Annotated in this window: 18 protein-coding genes; 7 read left to right on the top strand and 11 right to left on the bottom strand. The window is 63.8% G+C overall.

Translation table 11 applies throughout. The annotated features are described in order from the left end of the window. Positions 1-100 precede the first annotated feature (100 nt). Together gap and tkt are read right to left on the bottom strand one after the other, a co-directional pair. Complete coding sequence (gene gap, locus DZK26_RS03645) at positions 101-1,105, bottom strand: type I glyceraldehyde-3-phosphate dehydrogenase (protein ID WP_116898649.1); 1,005 nt, start codon at positions 1,103-1,105, stop codon at positions 101-103. Positions 1,106-1,329: 224 nt separating this feature from the next. Further along, positions 1,330-3,339 carry a transketolase gene (tkt, locus tag DZK26_RS03640; protein ID WP_116898648.1) on the bottom strand — a complete coding sequence of 670 codons (2,010 nt, stop codon included), beginning with the start codon at positions 3,337-3,339 and terminating at the stop codon, positions 1,330-1,332. Positions 3,340-3,615: 276 nt separating this feature from the next. Between tkt and DZK26_RS03635 the strand changes: the two genes are divergently transcribed. Then, a complete protein-coding gene (locus DZK26_RS03635) occupies positions 3,616-4,650 on the top strand; it encodes a hypothetical protein (protein ID WP_116898647.1) in 1,035 nt (344 codons plus the stop codon). Between the two features lie 211 nt (positions 4,651-4,861). Beyond that, entirely contained in the window at positions 4,862-5,386 is a 525-nt protein-coding gene (locus DZK26_RS03630) for a hypothetical protein (protein WP_116898646.1), read from the top strand. Between the two features lie 25 nt (positions 5,387-5,411). On the opposite strand, the gene DZK26_RS03625 is transcribed toward DZK26_RS03630, so the two are convergent. From DZK26_RS03625 to DZK26_RS03605, 5 genes are all read right to left on the bottom strand, one after another. Then, positions 5,412-5,741 carry a zinc ribbon domain-containing protein gene (locus DZK26_RS03625; protein WP_116898645.1) on the bottom strand — a complete coding sequence of 110 codons (330 nt, stop codon included), beginning with the start codon at positions 5,739-5,741 and terminating at the stop codon, positions 5,412-5,414. A gap of 93 nt (positions 5,742-5,834) precedes the next feature. Continuing rightward, entirely contained in the window at positions 5,835-7,118 is a 1,284-nt protein-coding gene (locus DZK26_RS03620; RefSeq protein WP_116898644.1) for a HAMP domain-containing sensor histidine kinase, read from the bottom strand. Next, positions 7,096-7,788: a response regulator transcription factor gene (locus tag DZK26_RS03615; protein ID WP_116898721.1), complete on the bottom strand. Its 693-nt coding sequence runs from the start codon at positions 7,786-7,788 to the stop codon at positions 7,096-7,098. The genes DZK26_RS03620 and DZK26_RS03615 overlap by 23 nt, the downstream gene beginning before the upstream one ends. Positions 7,789-8,002: 214 nt before the next feature. Continuing rightward, a complete protein-coding gene (locus DZK26_RS03610; protein ID WP_116898643.1) occupies positions 8,003-9,130 on the bottom strand; it encodes a PilT/PilU family type 4a pilus ATPase in 1,128 nt (375 codons plus the stop codon). 31 nt (positions 9,131-9,161) lie between these two features. Continuing rightward, positions 9,162-10,199: a type IV pilus twitching motility protein PilT gene (locus DZK26_RS03605; RefSeq protein ID WP_116898720.1), complete on the bottom strand. Its 1,038-nt coding sequence runs from the start codon at positions 10,197-10,199 to the stop codon at positions 9,162-9,164. Positions 10,200-10,295: 96 nt separating this feature from the next. Here DZK26_RS03605 and DZK26_RS03600 point away from each other — a divergent pair, with 96 nt between their 5' ends. The 4 genes from DZK26_RS03600 (at position 10,296) to DZK26_RS03585 (ending at position 13,289) form a co-directional block, all read left to right on the top strand. Beyond that, a complete protein-coding gene (locus DZK26_RS03600; RefSeq protein ID WP_116898642.1) occupies positions 10,296-10,994 on the top strand; it encodes a YggS family pyridoxal phosphate-dependent enzyme in 699 nt (232 codons plus the stop codon). A 178-nt stretch (positions 10,995-11,172) separates the two neighbouring features. Then, a complete protein-coding gene (gene proC, locus DZK26_RS03595) occupies positions 11,173-11,985 on the top strand; it encodes a pyrroline-5-carboxylate reductase (RefSeq protein WP_116898641.1) in 813 nt (270 codons plus the stop codon). Further along, positions 11,985-12,524 (top strand): YggT family protein, encoded by a 540-nt coding sequence (locus DZK26_RS03590; RefSeq protein WP_116898640.1) that lies wholly within the window; start codon positions 11,985-11,987, stop codon positions 12,522-12,524. The genes proC and DZK26_RS03590 overlap by 1 nt, the downstream gene beginning before the upstream one ends. A gap of 306 nt (positions 12,525-12,830) precedes the next feature. Next, complete coding sequence (locus tag DZK26_RS03585) at positions 12,831-13,289, top strand: DUF4426 domain-containing protein (protein ID WP_181918426.1); 459 nt, start codon at positions 12,831-12,833, stop codon at positions 13,287-13,289. Here the strand turns inward: DZK26_RS03585 and DZK26_RS03580 are convergent. Continuing rightward, positions 13,279-13,740, bottom strand: a complete 462-nt coding sequence (locus DZK26_RS03580) for a TerB family tellurite resistance protein (protein ID WP_181918425.1) — start codon at positions 13,738-13,740, stop codon at positions 13,279-13,281. The genes DZK26_RS03585 and DZK26_RS03580 overlap by 11 nt on opposite strands. A gap of 29 nt (positions 13,741-13,769) precedes the next feature. Here DZK26_RS03580 and trmH point away from each other — a divergent pair, with 29 nt between their 5' ends. Continuing rightward, positions 13,770-14,411 carry a tRNA (guanosine(18)-2'-O)-methyltransferase TrmH gene (gene trmH / locus DZK26_RS03575; protein ID WP_116898637.1) on the top strand — a complete coding sequence of 214 codons (642 nt, stop codon included), beginning with the start codon at positions 13,770-13,772 and terminating at the stop codon, positions 14,409-14,411. A 149-nt stretch (positions 14,412-14,560) separates the two neighbouring features. On the opposite strand, the gene pdxH is transcribed toward trmH, so the two are convergent. The 3 genes from pdxH to xrtH are packed head-to-tail and all read right to left on the bottom strand — an operon-like array spanning position 14,561 to position 16,487. Further along, entirely contained in the window at positions 14,561-15,157 is a 597-nt protein-coding gene (gene pdxH / locus DZK26_RS03570) for a pyridoxamine 5'-phosphate oxidase (RefSeq protein WP_258870881.1), read from the bottom strand. After that, positions 15,154-15,960, bottom strand: coding sequence for an SDR family oxidoreductase (locus DZK26_RS03565; RefSeq protein WP_116898636.1), 807 nt, complete (start codon positions 15,958-15,960; stop codon positions 15,154-15,156). The genes pdxH and DZK26_RS03565 overlap by 4 nt, the downstream gene beginning before the upstream one ends. Then, complete coding sequence (gene xrtH, locus DZK26_RS03560; RefSeq protein WP_116898635.1) at positions 15,957-16,487, bottom strand: exosortase H; 531 nt, start codon at positions 16,485-16,487, stop codon at positions 15,957-15,959. Before xrtH ends, DZK26_RS03565 begins: the two co-directional genes overlap by 4 nt. Between the last annotated feature and the right edge of the window lie 43 nt (positions 16,488-16,530).

Raw genomic sequence — 16,530 nt, 5'->3', positions numbered from 1 at the left:
TGGGGTGTTGCTCAAGGGTTGGCGGCCATAAAAAAGCCCGGCGGTTTGCCGGGCCTCTTTTAGGAGGTCCCGGCTCGGGGGCCGGGACGACATTGGTCGCTTACTTCTTCGACAGTTCCAGCGCGGTGTCGAGCATGCGGTTGGAGAAACCCCACTCGTTGTCGTACCACGAGAAGACCTTGACCAGGCGGCCGGAGGTCTTGGTGAGCGTGGCGTCGAAGATGGACGAGCGCGGGTCGTGGTTGAAGTCGCTCGAGACCAGGGGCTCGGTGTTGTAGCCGAGGATGCCCTTGAGCTCACCATCACTGGCCTTCTTGACCGCGTCGTTGATCTCGTCGGCCGAGGTGTCACGGCTGGCGATGAAGCTCAGGTCCACGACCGAGACGTTGATGGTCGGCACGCGGATGGAGTAGCCGTCGAGCTTGCCGTCGAGTTCGGGCATGACCAGGCCAACGGCTGCGGCGGCCCCGGTCTTGGTCGGGATCTGGTTCATGGCGGCGGCGCGGGCGCGACGCGGATCCTTGTGATAGACGTCGGTCAGCACCTGGTCGTTGGTGTAGGAATGGATCGTGGTCATCAGGCCCTGTTCGATGCCCACGGCTTCGTGGATCGGCTTGACCAGCGGGGCCAGGCAGTTGGTGGTGCACGAGGCGTTGGAGGCGATGTCGTCGTCGGCCGTCAGGATGTCGTGGTTGACGCCGTAGACGATGGTGGGCAGGTCCTTGCCGGCCGGGGCGGAGATCAGCACCTTGCGGGCACCGCCGGTGAGGTGGGCCGAGGCCTTTTCCTTGCTGGCGAACAGCCCGGTGCACTCGAGCACCACGTCGACGCCCATCTCGCCCCAGGGCAGCTTGGCCGGGTCGCGCTCGGCGAGCACACGGATCTTGTCACCGTTGACGATCATGTGGTCGCCATCGACCGAGACGTCGCCCGGGAACCTGCCGTGCGCGGTGTCGCGCTGGGTCAGCAGGGCGTTGGTTTCGGCGTCGGCCAAGTCGTTGATGGCGACGATCTGGATCTCATTGCTGCGTGCACCTTCGTAGAGCGCGCGCAGCACATTACGGCCAATGCGGCCGTAGCCGTTGATGGCAACCTTTATAGGCATCTGACTCTCCAAATTCGTTGGTTTTCAGGGATGTGAAGATTGTACTGCGAGTGGGCTGCGCGAACCACCGTGGGTGATGCAAATTCGAAATCCGAAGCACCAAATCCGAAACAAATTCGAAAACCCAAATACGAAACACGGAGGACTGATGGGTTTCGTTTCGCATTTCGTGCTTCGTGCTTGTTTCGGATTTCGATCTTCGAATTTCGAATTTTCCTTTGTTACTAGAGCACTTCGCGGACCGCAGCCACGACGCGTTCGGTCGTGAACCCGAACTCTTCGAACAGGTCTTCCGCGGGCGCTGATGCGCCGAAGGTGGTCATACCGATGACCTTGCCGTGCGCGCCCACGAAGGGCCACCAGAACCAGGGGATGCCGGCTTCGACCGCCACGCGGGCCTTGATTTCGCTCGGCAGCACCGACTCGCGGTAACCCTCGTCCTGTTCCAGGAAACGGCCGGGGTTGGGCATGGAGACGACGCGGACCTTCGTGCCGTCGCCGGCCAGTTCTTCGGCGGCGGACATGGCCAGGCCGACTTCCGAGCCGGTGGCGATGATGATGGCTTCCGGCTCACCGCCTTCGGCGTCCTTGAGCACGTAGCCGCCCTTCGCGATGGCCTTGATCTGCTGCTCGTCCTTTTCCAGGTGCGGCAGCCCCTGGCGGGTGAGGACCAGCGCGCTGGGGGCCTTGCGGCGCTTGAGCGCCTCGGCCCAGGCGGCGGCGGTTTCGACCTTGTCGGCCGGGCGCCAGACGTCCAGGTTGGGGATCATGCGCAGGCTCGAGACATGCTCCACCGGCTGGTGGGTGGGGCCGTCCTCGCCCAGACCGATCGAGTCGTGCGTGTAGACGTGGATGGCGCCGGTGGGGATCAGGGCGGACATGCGCACGGCGTTGCGCGCGTAGTCGGAGAACACCAGGAAGGTGCCCGCGTAGGGAATGAAACCGCCGTGTAAGTGGATGCCGTTGACGATGGCGGTCATGCCGAACTCGCGCACGCCGTAGTAGATGTAGTTGCCGCCGGCCGCGTCCTCGAGCACGTCGACGCTGCCCGACCACTTGGTGTTGTTGGACCCGGTCAGGTCGGCCGAGCCGCCGATCAGTTCGGGCAGCTGCGGGCCATACTCTTCCAGGCTGGCGCCCGAGGCCTTGCGGGTGGCGACCTTCTTGTCGTCGCCCTGCATCTTCTCGAGGATGCCGTCGACCAGGTCGTCGAAGTTCTCGGGCAGGTCGCCCTTCATGCGCCGCTCGAATTCGGCGGCCTTGTCCGGATAAGCCTTTTGGTAGGCGTCCCAGTGTTCGCACCATTCCTGCTCGGCGGCCGCGCCCGTCTCGCGCGCATCCCAGCCGGCACGGATGTCGTCGGGAATCTCGAACGGCGCGTATTCCCAGCCCAACTGTTCGCGGGCGGCCTTGACCTCGTCCTCGCCCAATGCGGCGCCATGCACGCCGGCCGTACCGGCCTTGTTGGGCGCGCCGAAGCCGATGACGGTCTTGCAGCAGATCAGCGTTGGCTTGTCGTGCACGGTCACGGCGCGGTCGATGGCGGCCGAGATGGCGTCGGCGCTGTGGCCGTCGACATCTTCGACCACGTGCCAGCCGTAAGCCTTGAAGCGAGTAGGGGTGTCGTCGTTGAACCAGCCGTCGGTGTCGCCGTCGATGGAGATGTTGTTGTCGTCGTAGAAGACGACCAGCTTGCCCAGGCCCAGGGTGCCCGCCAGGGAACAGGCCTCGTGCGAGACGCCTTCCATCAGGCAGCCGTCGCCGGCGAACACCCAGGTGTGGTGGTCGACGATCCGGTGCTCGTCGGTGTTGAAGCGCGCCGCCAGCAGTTTTTCGGCCAGCGCCATGCCGACGCCGTTGGCCAGGCCCTGTCCCAGCGGGCCGGTGGTGGTCTCCACGCCCGGCGCCTCGCCGAATTCCGGGTGGCCCGGCGTGGGCGAATGCAGCTGGCGGAAATTCCGGAGATCGTCGATCGACACGTCGTAGCCGGTCAGGTGCAGCACGCTGTAGAGCAGCATCGAGCCGTGGCCGTTGGAAACGACGAAACGGTCACGGTCCCACCAGTTCGGGTTGGCGGGGTTGTGCTTATGGTGGTCGTTGAAGAGCACCTCGGCGATGTCGGCCATGCCCATGGGCATGCCCGGGTGGCCGCTGTTGGCGCGCTCGACGGCGTCCATGGCCAGCGCCCGAATGGCGTTGGCGAGTTGTCGACGGTCCTGGTTCGGCTGGGTCATGAAACTTCTGCTGCCTGCTTGTAATGTGGACGGGAAAGCCGCACATTTTACCGTCCCCTGGCTGGTGCAGGGCAAGGCTCGGTCACCGCGTCGCCGCCGGAACGTCGCGAGGCGCGATGGAACCCCGGACAATTGCGGGAATTCCGGGAACTTGCACTATTTTTTGCGAGTGCATCCTGTGCCGGGCTTTGGTAGACTACAAATTAGCGAAAACTTTATTGGGCCAGCGACGTCAAAACGGGGGCAATCTGGTCGTTTTCATCGGGTACGAGGGAAATGAGTCGCCTCAAGCAAATCGTCATCGTTACAGCGCTGCTCGCAGCCGGGGCGCAGGCCCAGACGGCTGGCGATGTGCCGTGGTCGATCGTGCCCGACCAGAACGCTGAGAATTCGGCCGCGACCGACGCGCCCGTCATCCAGGTCATTGCCGACCGCTCGCCGCTCGGACTGCCTGGCGATCGCCCGCGCCTGTCGATGGCCATGCCGCTGTCGAACCGCCCCAGTCTCGCCATGGCTGACGATGACGGTGAAGGCAGTGCCTTCTCCTGGTCGCTGAAGGCCTGGCAGATGAATACCGCCAGCCTGGCCCACATCCAGTGCAGCCAGGGCACCATGACCATGAATTCCTACCTGGCGCAGGACTGCCGCTTCGTCGACCAACCCCTGCCCAGCAATTCGATGAACCTGTTGCAGGTCTCCGGCGACTGGATGGCCGCCCCCGGTCTTCAGCTGGGCATGAGCGCCTTCCGCGGAGACGATGCCGCCGACAATACCGAGCCGGCTTTCGCCTACGATCTCGCGCCCGAACTGCTTGCTCGCCAGCAAGCCGCCGGCACCCCCGACGGCGCCGTCGAGGGCCTGGACGTCAACGTCAGCTTCGGCATCCAGACCGAGCGCGTCGGCGAGTTCCTGCTGGGGCTGCAATTGGCACGCTATCGCCAACGCATGAGCCTGGCCGAGCTGGGCATGGCCGCCCAGCCGCGCGAACTGCGCAATGACATGCAATACAGCAACAGTGCGCAGCTACTGCTGGGCTGGCGCCGGGGCCGCTTCAGCGGCGAGATGCTCGGCCATCATCGCGAACTGCCGCTGTGGCTGGGCGCAGACCAGGCACCGTCGACCCTGAACTCCTTCGACCTGGAGTTCTCCTGGCACGCACAACGCAACGCCTCGCTGTCGATCGGCGTGAGCAACGTCATGGACGCGGCCCCGCAGGCCGACGAGCCCAGCGCCGACGCCGCCGCACTTGAAGATCCGCTCGAAAGCGTCTACGGTCGCATTCCCTACGTGCGCTACAAGCAGGACTTGTAAGTACTAGCACCGTCACCGATCGTGACCCATTCTGCTCGCCTCTCGACGTCCGTGGACTGCGTTGCCGGCGCTTGATGTAGCGCCCAACTACACCTGCGCACCGCCGCCTTGCCACGAACGACGAGAGACAAGCAGAATGGGACAGCATCGATGACGGTGCTAGTATTCGCGCGACACCTGAAACATGAGTGAAATTCGGAGAGCTAGGATTATGCCCATTGCCGTCATTCGTCTCAGCATCGCGCTGATTGCGCTTGCCTTCTGCGCTGCCTCGCCGGCGCAGGACACCTTCTCGACGCTGGAGGAGCGCATGACCGGCGAGGAGTACATGGAGACCGGTCTGCACAAGCTCAACGAAGAGGAGCTGGCCGCGCTCAACGAGTGGATTCGCGAGCGCTCGCTGACCGAAGAAGAGGCCCGCGAACTCAATCAACGCCGCGCTGCCGGCGGCGACGACGCGAGCGCCGCCGCGACGGATCGCCGCGGCCTGCCCGACAGCGACGACGATGACGAGCGCCCGATCAAGAGCCGCATCGTCGGCACCTACGAAGGTTGGGACGGCGACACGGTCTTTGAACTTGAAAACGGCATGGTCTGGGAGCAGGCCGAGAGTGGCACGTACCATGTGGCGCCGAAGGAGTCGCCGGCCGTCGAGATCCGACCGGGCATGTTTGGTAGCTGGCAGATGATCGTGGAAGGCCAGAACCGCCGGCTGAAGGTCGAGCGCATCAAGTGACGCCTTAAACCGATCCCGCTCGATACTACGGGCGGTTGCGCTTCAATCTGAGCCAGAACAGCCATCCGCGGCTCACCAGATAGCCGAGAAACCCGAGCGCGATCAGAAACACGGCTCCTTGCGGGACCGGGGACCTCCAACCCGCCATCCACCACCATATCGCGCCGACGATGACCAAAGTCATGCCCAGGTAAGTCAGGTTCTTGGCCAGGTAAACGCGCTTGCTCCAGCGCCTTTGACGGATGCGGGCCAGATTTTCCTCAGTCAACTCCCCCAGCACCGCATCGCAATGCGGGCAGACGTTGACCTGGTCGGAAATTCGCTTCTTGCAGTCAGGACAGGTAGTAATGGCCATGGGCGGTATTGTAGTGGGATGTGGGTGAAGCATGCTAGGGGATGGAGACTGTGGTCTGCCAACGGACTACCGACAACTGGCCACAGGTTTTCCTCACCCCTGGTCAGGGAAGAACCGCAGCGTGACAGCCAACCCGCCTTCCTCGCGGTTGGCGAACTCGATGCGCCAGCCGTAGAGATCGCACAGGCGCTTGACGATGGAAAGCCCCAGGCCCGATCCCTTGGTGCCGCCGGCCTGGCGGCCGCGGAAGTGGCGATCGAAGACGTGCGGCAGTTCTTCCTCGGCAATGCCGGGTCCGGTGTCGAGAATGCTGACCTGCCCGGCCTCGATCAACACCCGCACCTCGCCTTCGGTGGTGTAGCGGATGGCGTTGCCGATGAGGTTGCCCAGGGTGACGGCGATCACCGCTTCGGGTGCGATCACGTTGACCGCCTCGCGCTCGTCGACGATGAGTTCGAGTTCACGGTCGCCGATCAGCGGTTCGTAGTTGCCGATGACCTGGCGCGCGATCTGGCCGACGTCGTGGGCCCGGCCCTCGCCGTCGGCGTCGCGCTCGGTGCGCACCAGGTGCAGCAACGCGGTGGTGATGTCGGTCGACTGTCGCGCGGCCCGGGCGATGCGCAACAGGCGCTCTCTCGTGCGCTCGTCCTGTTCCGGCTGGGCCAGCATCAGCTCGGTGGCGCCGGAGATCACCGCCAGCGGCGTGCGCAATTCGTGCGAAACATCGGCGTTGAAGGCCTTGTCGCGCTCGACCAGGTCCTTGAGGCGATGAGCGTAGTCGTCGAGCGCCGCGGCAAGCTGGCCGACCTCATCGTCGGGAAAATGCCGTGCCAGGTCGCCGGGCGGCGAGTGCTCGTCCATGGCCTCGATGCGACGGGCCAACTCGGTCACCGGTGCCATGACGCGGCTTGACGACCAGATGCCCAGCGCCAGCGAAAACAACACGAACAAGACCACGGCGGCCCCCAGGGCAATCTGCAGCCGGCGCGCCAGTTCCTGGTTCTCGGAGACGTCGTAAGTCAAGAACACCCAGAAGTCGTCGGCCTTGCGCACCGCCGCCTTGTATTGCGCGTCGTCGGTGGTGACGTCGTGCACACCGCTTGGGAGTTTGCGGAAGGGTTCGGGCACGATATCCGCGCGTCCGGGGCGGGTGACATAGCCCTCGATGCGGGTATAGAAGGGCTCGACCAGGGTCGGGTCTTCGCGCAAGTCGGCGATGTACTGGTCGATCTCGTCGGCCAGGGTGCGCGAGATGAGCGCGTCGACCAGCCAGCTCTGTACCAGCAACACGGCCACGGCGAACAGCACGCTCAAAAGCGTGCCGAATACCAGAAACGAGAAGATCAGTCGGCTTCTAAGTCGACGCCGATACTTCATCCGGTGCAACCAGGCAATAGCCGATGCCGTGACGGGTCTGGATCATCGCTTGATCGAAGGGCTTGTCGATGGCCGCCCGCAGGCTATGAATGTGAACGCGAAGGCTGTCGCTGTCGGGCAGCTCTTCGCCCCAGACGTGGTGCTCGAGCTCACGCCGGGTGACCACCGCCGGCGAGGCGGTCATGAGCTTCTCGAGCAACTTGAGCCCGATGGGGTTGAGATCAATGGACTTGCCGGCGCGCTTGACCGTGAGCGTTTCGAGGTTGAATTCGAGATCGCCCACCTGGAGTTCACGCGGCTTGACGCGCTGGCCCCGCCGCGCGAGCACCTGGAGCCTCGCCTCGACTTCACGCAGCTCGAAGGGCTTGACCAGGTAATCGTCGGCACCGGATTCGAATCCGGTGAGCTTGTCCTCGAGCTGGTCGCGCGCGGTGAGCATCAAAACCGGCGTGTCCTTGCGGCCGTCTTCCCGGAGCTTGCGGCAGACTTCGAGCCCATCCATGCCGGGCAGGGCCAGGTCGAGCACGATGGCGTCGAATTCGTTGACCACGGCCAGATGAAGGCCGGTAACGCCGTCGTAGGCGTAGTCGACCTCATGCTCGTGGTCGGACAGGAAATCGCCCAGATTGGCGGCGATATCGCGATTGTCTTCGATGATCAGAATCCGCATCGGCCGATTCATCCCTTGTCGAAAATGCGGTTAAAAAAAGCCCGGACAGAGGGGTCGACTCCGCCCGGGCCCACATTGCCCCGTAACCGTCGGTGCTGAAACCTGGCTCGCGCTTTGCACCAACAGCCTGAATGATACGCCCCGTATGGTTAACCCCACGTTAAAGCCGCCAAAAAATGCCGTTACGGCAAGCAGTTATATGTTAATCAGGCACCTAGCGGTCGCTGTCGACGAGATTCATGTCCTGCAGATTGCCCGAAAGCGAGTCGGCGTCGCCACCCTCGCTGAGCTTGACGGCCAGGCGCAGGTCGTTGGGTGAATCGGCGTGTCGCAGCGCTTCCTCGTAAGAAATCAGGCCTTCCTGGTAGATCTCGAGCAGGCTCTGGTCGAAGGTCACCATGCCGTGATGGCGGGAGTCCTTCATGATCTCCTTGAGCTCCTCGATGGCGCCCTTGCGAATCTTTTCCTGAATCAACGGCGTATTGAGCAGGATCTCCAGCGCCACATGGCGACGGCTGCCGTCGATCGAGGGCACCAGCTGCTGGGCGACCACGCCCTTGAGGTTGAAACTCAGGTCGAGCAGGATCTGTGGGTGCCGGTCCTCGGGGAAGAAGTGGAGGATGCGATCCATCGCCTGGTTGGCGTTGTTGGCGTGCAGGGTAGTCAGGCACAGATGGCCTGTCTCGGCGAAGGTGATGGCATGCTCCATCGACTCGCGCGTGCGGATCTCGCCGATGAGAATCACGTCCGGCGCCTGACGCAGCGTGTTCTTCAGCGCTACCTCGAAGGAGTCCGTATCGATGCCGACCTCGCGCTGGGTGACCAGGCTCTTGCGGTGCTTGTGCACGAACTCGATCGGGTCCTCGATGGTGATGATGTGGCCCGAAGCGTTGATATTGCGGTAGCCGAGCATGGCCGCCAGCGTGGTGGACTTGCCGGTACCGGTCGCACCCACGAGGATGATGATGCCGCGCTTGACCATCGCCAGCTCCGAAAGCGATTCGGGCAGGTCGAGTTCCTCGAAGCTGGGGATCTTGGTTTCGATGCGACGACAGACAATGCCGACGCTGTTGCGCTGGTGAAAGGCCGACACACGGAATCGGGCCACGCTCTCCAGGGAGACGGCGAACTGGCATTCCTTCGTGGTTTGGAATTCCTCGCGCTGGTTGGGGGTCATGATCGACTCAATGATGTCGTGCACCATCTCGTGGGTCAGCGCCTCGCGCGTGAGCGGCTTGATCCTGCCGTGTACCTTGATGCACGGCGGCGCGCCCACGGTCACGAACAGGTCGGAACCCTTGGCCTCGTTGAGCTTGTGCAGCCAGTCCTGAATGTTATTCATGCCGTCTCCTTGACTTTGGTTCGCCGCCGGGTCAGGCCAGCGCCGACTTGTTCTGGGCCTTGCGCACGGCTTCCTGCTTGTTGACCGCCCCACGGCGCACCAACGCGATCAGCGACTGGTCCAGGGTGGTCATGCCGGCATTCTGACCGGTCTGGATGGCCGAATACATCTGCGCGACCTTGTCTTCGCGGATGAGGTTCTTGATGGCCGAGGTGGCCACCATGATCTCGTGCGCGGCCACCCGCCCGCCGCCGACCTTCTTGAGCAGCGTCTGCGAGATGACGGCCCGGAGCGACTCGGACAGCATTGAGCGCACCACCGGCTTTTCGTCGCCGGGAAAGACGTCGATGATTCGGTCGATGGTCTTCGGCGCCGAGGATGTATGCAACGTGGCGAACACCACGTGGCCGGTCTCGGCGGCGGTCAGGGCCAGGCGCACGGTTTCCATGTCGCGCAGCTCGCCCACGAGGATGATGTCGGGGTCTTCGCGCAACGCCGATCTAAGGGCCTGGTTGAAGCCGTGGGTATCGCGGTGGACCTCGCGCTGGTTGATCAGGCAGCGCTGTGAGGTGTGGACGAATTCGATCGGGTCTTCGATGGTGAGGATGTGGCCGGGCACGGTCTTGTTGAGATAATCCATCATCGCCGCCAGCGTGGTCGATTTGCCCGAACCGGTCGGCCCGGTGACCAGAATCAGGCCGCGCGGCACTTCCACGATATCCTTGAAGATGGCCGGCGCGTCAAGGTCCTCCAGCGACCAGATATCGTTGGGAATGACGCGGAAGACCGCGCCCATGCCACGGTGATGGTGAAAGGCATTGACACGGAAACGTGCCAGACCAGGTACGTTGTAGGAAAAGTCGACCTCCAGGTTGGCCTCGTAGTCGCGGCGCTGGTGGTCGTTCATGGTCGAGTAGATGAGCTCGGCCATTTCCTTGTTCTCGACTGCCGGGGTATTGATACGATGCATGTCGCCGTCGACGCGGATCATGGGCGGCAGGCCGGCCGAAATATGCAGGTCGGATGCCTTGTTCTTGACGGTAAATGCGAGCAGCTCGGTAATATCCATGAAAAACTCCCTGCCAATGGCCTCGGCCCTGCCGGTTCCGATTGCGATCGCAACCGGGCTTTCAAGCACACCCAACGATCTTAGCGTAACTCGGCCATGAATCAAATCGCCCCGAAGAGTCCCCGGGAACGCCTCGAGCGGACCGTGAAACGCATCGAAGCCGCCTGCCGGGACGCCAGCCGCCCCACCGATTCGGTCCTACTGCTGGCGGTGAGCAAGCGCCATCCCGTCGAGGCGATTCGCGAACTGCACGGGCTGGGCCAGCATGCCTTCGGCGAGAACTACGTCGACGAGGGCGTGGCCAAGATCCGGGAACTGGCCGACCTGGATCTCGAGTGGCATTACATCGGGCCGATCCAGTCGAACAAGACGAAACTGATCGCCGCCTACTTCGACTGGGTGGAATCGATCGACCGCGCCAAGATCGTGCGGCGGCTCGACGACCAACGCCCCGACGAGGCCGGGCCGCTGAACGTTCTCATCCAGGTCAATCTCGACGACGAATCACAGAAGGCCGGCTGCAAACCCGGCGACATCGAGGCGCTGGCCGCGCAGATCGACGAAAGCGAACGCCTGACGCTACGCGGCCTGATGGCCATTCCCGCCCCGCGCGAGGCGTATGAAGACCAGCGAAAAGTCTTTGCCCGCCTGCACACCCTGTTCGAAGCCCTCAAGAAGCAATACCCGGAGATCGACACGATCTCTGCCGGCATGACAGCCGACCTGGAGGCCGCCATTGCCGAGGGCTCGACCCTGGTCCGGGTGGGCACCGCGCTGTTCGGGCCGCGGGAGTAGGTTGCGGTAACATCCGCGACGGACGACGTATATTCAACCACCACGCGGCACTCATGCGTGTCCCGTGTCGAGAACACGAACACGCGTAGCAGACCACGGGGGAGGCCGGAACCTCGTCCGTCGGGGACGTGGCCCCGACCTACGGTGCCGGGGTTTGAACGTCGTTACAATAGAGACCATGGACAACATAACGATTTCCTTCATCGGCGGCGGCAACATGGGCCGTGCACTTATCGGCGGCCTGGTGGCCGGCGGCACCCGGGCCGAAGCCATTCACGTGGCCGACCCCAGCGAGGAGCAGCGCCGGTCGCTGGCCGACGACCTGGGCGTGACGGTCCACGCCGACAATGCCGAGGCCGCGCGGGCGGCCGATGTGCTGGTCGTAGCGGTCAAACCACAGGTCATGGACGATGTGCTGGACTCGGTGGCCGAGGCCATCGACGCCGACACCCTGGTGATTTCCGTGGCCGCCGGCATGACCATCGACCGCATCAGCAAGGGACTCGGCGGACACGACCGCGTCGTGCGCGCCATGCCCAACACGCCGGCGCTCTACCAGGCCGGAATGACCGGGCTGGCCGCGGGCGAAGGCGTTACCGACACCGACCGCAAGCGCGCCGGCCAGGTGCTCGAGGCCGCCGGCCAAGTCGCCTGGGTCGACGACGAGGCGCAGATGGATGTCGTGACCGCCGTCTCCGGTTCGGGACCGGCGTATTTCTTCTCGCTGGTCGAGCAACTCACCGCCGCCGGCACGCGCGCCGGCCTGCCGGAAGAAACGGCGGCGAAGCTCGCCCGCCAGACGGCCTTCGGGGCCGGCACGATGCTGGCGAAATCCGACGTGGCGGCCGGTGAACTGCGCCGACGCGTCACCTCGCCCGGCGGCACCACCGCCGCCGCGCTGGAGAGCCTGGCCGACAACGATTTCGAGCGGATTGTCGATGAGGCCGTTCGGGCCGCGGTCAAGCGCGGCCGCGAACTGGGAGAAGGCTGATGGGCTCGGCCAGCCAGGCGTTCGCCTTCCTGATCGAAACGGTCTTCCAGCTCTACCTGGCCGCGCTGATGCTGCGCGTGCTGCTGGAAGCCCTGCGCGCCGACTACTACAACCCCGTCTGCCAGGCCCTGATCCGGATCACCGACCCGCTGGTCAAGCCGCTGTCAAAGATCATCCCGCGCGTGGGCCCGCTCAGCCTGGCCGGCATCGTCTGGCTCTATATCCTGGAGCTGTTGCTGCTGGTGATTCTCGCGGCCCTCGGCGGCTGGAACCTGGACTGGCCGGTGCTGCTGCTCCTGGGGGTTCTGCGCCTGGTGCGCATGCTGCTGGTGCTCTACCTGGTGCTGATCATCGTCGGCGTGATTCTCTCCTGGGTTGGCCAGGGCTTTCGCCATCCCATCGTGCCGTTGGTCTACCAGCTGACCGAACCGGTACTGGCCCCCATCCGCCGCATACTGCCGCCGCTGGGCGGCTTCGACCTCTCGCCGCTTGTGGCCATCATCGTCATCCAGTTTTTGATCATCCTGCTGGGCGTCTAGTCGGGACGCCCTGCCTGGTCAGGGAAGCGCTGCAGCCGGAAGTCGGCGAAGGCTCTGATTGATCGAAATTTCCAAGCACCAAGCACCAAATCCGAAACAAATTCGAAAACCCAAAATTCGAAACACGGCGGTCCGAGAGGATTCGTTTCGAACTTCCGTGCTTCGTGCTTGTTTCGGATTTCGGTATTCGTATTTCGGATTTCCCGCCGCGCTCGGCACCAGGGGCCGGGATTCTGCCTCCCGTCTTGCCGACGCGGCGGTGGCGGGAGTAGCATCGAAGGCAGTCCAATGACGACGGCGCCAACGATGAGACGAGAGCTTGCAGCCCTTTGCATTAGCGCATTCGCCCTGCTATTGGCGCCCGCCATGGCGCCGGCCCAGCAGGCCGAGGATATCGGCAACTACCGCGTTCACTACAACGCGCTCAATACCAACGCCCTGCCTCCCGAAGTGGCCGGCGCCTACGGCATCCAGCGCTCCGGCAGCCGCGCCATGCTCAACATCGCCGTGCTGCGCAAGGCCGAGAGCACCGACAGCATGGACACGCCGACGCACGCCGAGATCAGCGCACGCGCAATCAACCTGACCGGCCAGAGGCGCGAGATCGAGTTGCAGGAACTCGAAGACGACGAAGCCGTCTACTACATCGGCACCTTCCGCATCCACGACGAGGAAACGCTGACCTTCACCATCAGCGTCCAGCCGGAAGGCAGTCAGCAACCACCGCAGGAATTCAGCTTCCAGCAGCAGTTCTTTACGGAGTGATCCCGGCCGCCTCGGCGGCGATGTGCTTGCGCCGGATGAACTCGCCGTGCGGCACGGCCAGCAGGTCGGCCAACCGGCGCAGCAGTTGCTCTTCGTAGCGGTCGACACGCCCGTCCGCCCAGGCCACGTGCCACAGCCACTCGACCAGTTGCGCACGCTCGTCGCGGTCCAGGTGGGCCTTGAGATCGCGGGTGAAGTCGTGCAGCGACACCGAGTCGCGCCGCAGTTTCTCAGCGTCACGCAGGAATTCGCCCAACTGCGAGTCATCGATCTCGAAGGCATCCTGCATGGCGCGGTGAATCACGGCCAACTCGTCGTCGTCGCGATGCTCATCGGTAGCAGCCATCTCCAGCAGGATGACGGCCGCCGCGCGGGCAATGAGCTCGAGGTCGACGGGTTCGTCACTGCTCGGCGCGACCCAGGATCGGAGTTGTTCAAACCAGTCTGTCATGGCGAAGGATTGTGCCATAACATGTCGTCATGACACCTGAACGCAAGGCCCGCATCGAGCAGGTGGCCGCCAGCAGGCAGCCGGACCTGACCGTCTTTCTCGAGCGGGTCCACAAGGCCCACAACGTGGCCGCCATCCTGCGCACCTGCGATGCCGTCGGCGTGATGGAAGCGCATGCCGTCCCGCCCACCGGCGGCATTCCACCGCTCAACCATACCGCCCAGGGCGCGCAGCGCTGGGTCCGGCTGCATCGCCACCACGACGCCGTGGAGGGCCTCAGGGGTTTGAAAGAGAAGGGCTTCAGCCTTTACGCAGCCCACTTTTCAGACAAGGCGATGGATTTTCGCCAGCCCGACTACACGCAGCCGACGGCGATCGTGCTCGGTACCGAAAAGTTCGGCGTCAGCGAAGAGGCGCTGGCCGAATGCGACGGCGAAATCCTCATCCCCATGAGCGGCATGACCCAGAGCCTCAATGTCTCGGTCGCCACCGCCCTGATCCTCTACGAAGCCCAGCGCCAGCGCCAGGCAGCGGGCATGTACGAACCGCACTCGCTCGAGGAAGAACCGTGGAAATCACTTTGTGAACAGTGGATCGAAAGGGAGGTGATGAGGAGGAAGAAGGGGAGAGGTGACGGGTCATCAGTTGCCACTACAGTCGATGATGGCTGATCCACTGAAATTCGAAATCCGAATATCGAAATCCGAAACAAGCACGAAGCACGAAATTCGAAACGAGCACTGACTCAGCGTGTTTCGGTCATTCGAATTTCGAATTTGTTTCGGATTTGGTGCTTCGGATTTCGGATTTGCTTTTCCCCTTAGGGGTAAAGCAACGACTCCTGCCACACCCCGTCGACGAGATCGAAGCACACCCGCTCGTGCAGCCGGTACTCCCGCCCGTACCAGAACTCCACGCGGCGGGGTCTGACGCGAAAGCCCGACCAGTGTTCGGGGCGCGGAACGTCCTGGCCTTCGAACTTCTTTTCGTAGTCCGCGATGCGTTCGAGGAATTCCTCGCGGCTTTCCATCGGACGCGACTGCTGCGAGGCCCAGGCGCCGATCTGGCTGCCGCGGGGGCGGCTGGCGAAGTAGGTGTCGGCTTCCGCGTCGCTGACCGGCTCGGCATGACCGTCAATGAGTACCTGCTCGGCGGTTTCGCGCCACCAGAACACCAGTGAGACATCGGCATTCGTCTGGAGGTGCCGGCCCTTGCGCGAACCCAGATTGGTGTAGAAGACGAAGCCGCGCTCGTCCATGTCCTTGAGCAGTAACGTGCGCGCACTCGGGCGGCCGTGCTCGTCGACGGTGGCCACGGTCATGGCCGTGGGTTCGGGAATGCCGGTTTCAACGGCCTGGTCGAAGCCCTTCCGGAATCGTTCGACCATGGCGCCGGTCATGTCGATGAATTGGGTCATGGCAGCAACTCCTGGTAACCGGAGCGGTAGTCGGGATGAATCAGCCGATAGCCGGAGGCCAGCAGGCGAGCATTGGCCACGCGCTTGCCCTGCCCGCCATCACTCGTCTCGCGCGCCGGCGGTGTTGCGCCGAGCCGCTCGGCCAGCCAGTCCAGCACTTCGCAGCGCGTTGCCGGGTGGCTGTCGCTGGCGCAGTAAAGCGGCGCGGGTCGATCGAGGGTGAGCAGGTGGGCGAGCACGCCGGCACAGTCGTCGGCGTGGATGCGGTTGGTCCACTGCGGCGGATTGTCGCGACAGCGCGCATCACCGGCGGCCGCCTTCCGCACGAGATAGTCGCGACCGGGTCCGTAGATGCCCGAAAATCGCACCACCACGGATTCCGGCGCCGAATCGGCGGCAAGCGCTTCGGCCTCGAGCAGGACGCGTCCGTTGAAGCGGGGCGGCCGGGTCTCGCTGGTCTCGTCCACCCATTCGCCCGCGTCCTGGCCGTAAACGGCCGTACTGGAGACGAAGATCAGGCGCCGGGCGCTGACCCGCTCGAACAGATTGGCGAGACCCTGAAAGTAGGCGGCTCGATAGCCCGTTTCGTCATACTGGTCCGGGGTGGCCTGGTAGACGACGGCATCCCATTCGCCGGCAACGCGGGCGAGGCTGTCGGGATCGGCAAGGTCGGCGGGTTCGGCCACGATAGGGCCGGGCAACGCCTGGGTATGTCGGCGCAGACCGTGCACCTGCCAGTCGTCGTCGAGGCGACCGGCGAGGCGAATGCCGAGGTCGCCGCAGCCGGCGATCAGGAGTTTCACGGGGTAGCGGGCTCCGGCGTCGGCCCGTCATCGTCTCCACCGTCGACATCGCGCGGCGGCAGCTTGCGCAGCCAGATCAGCCAGACCACCAGGGCGTCGAGAATGATCAGCGCCTGCCACAGGTAAAGATGGAACCACTCGAACCAGGTCATGTTCCACTGGCCGAGATAGAACAGGCTGATGATGCGCACCAGGTTGAGCGCCTGGATGGCGAAGAAACCGATCGTGAACCCGACCAGTTTGTGCTTGAACGGTGCGGGAAACGCGAAGATGGCGGCGAACAGGATGATCAATGCTTCGACACCGTTGCAGCCCGGCTCGATACTGACGGCAAAGCCGCTGGAAATGTCCTGGATCACCTTGCCGGAGGAGGTGACGCCACTGTCGAACAGTTCGATCAGAAAGACGCTGACATTGGCGATACCGGCCGTGAACGGCAATACGACATGCTGCTGTACGGGCTGCAACACCTCCACGGTGAACAGGCCCAGCAGCAGGACAATGAAGAGAATCGAAAAGCGCAGCATGATCCGGTATGACCCGTCCGAGGCGTGGATAGTTCATGGTATC

The sequence above is a fragment of the Wenzhouxiangella sp. 15190 genome (assembly GCF_003417465.1).
Classification (GTDB): domain Bacteria; phylum Pseudomonadota; class Gammaproteobacteria; order Xanthomonadales; family Wenzhouxiangellaceae; genus Wenzhouxiangella.
The sequence above is the reverse complement of the archived record's forward strand: the minus strand, read 5'-3'. Positions and strand labels throughout refer to the sequence as shown.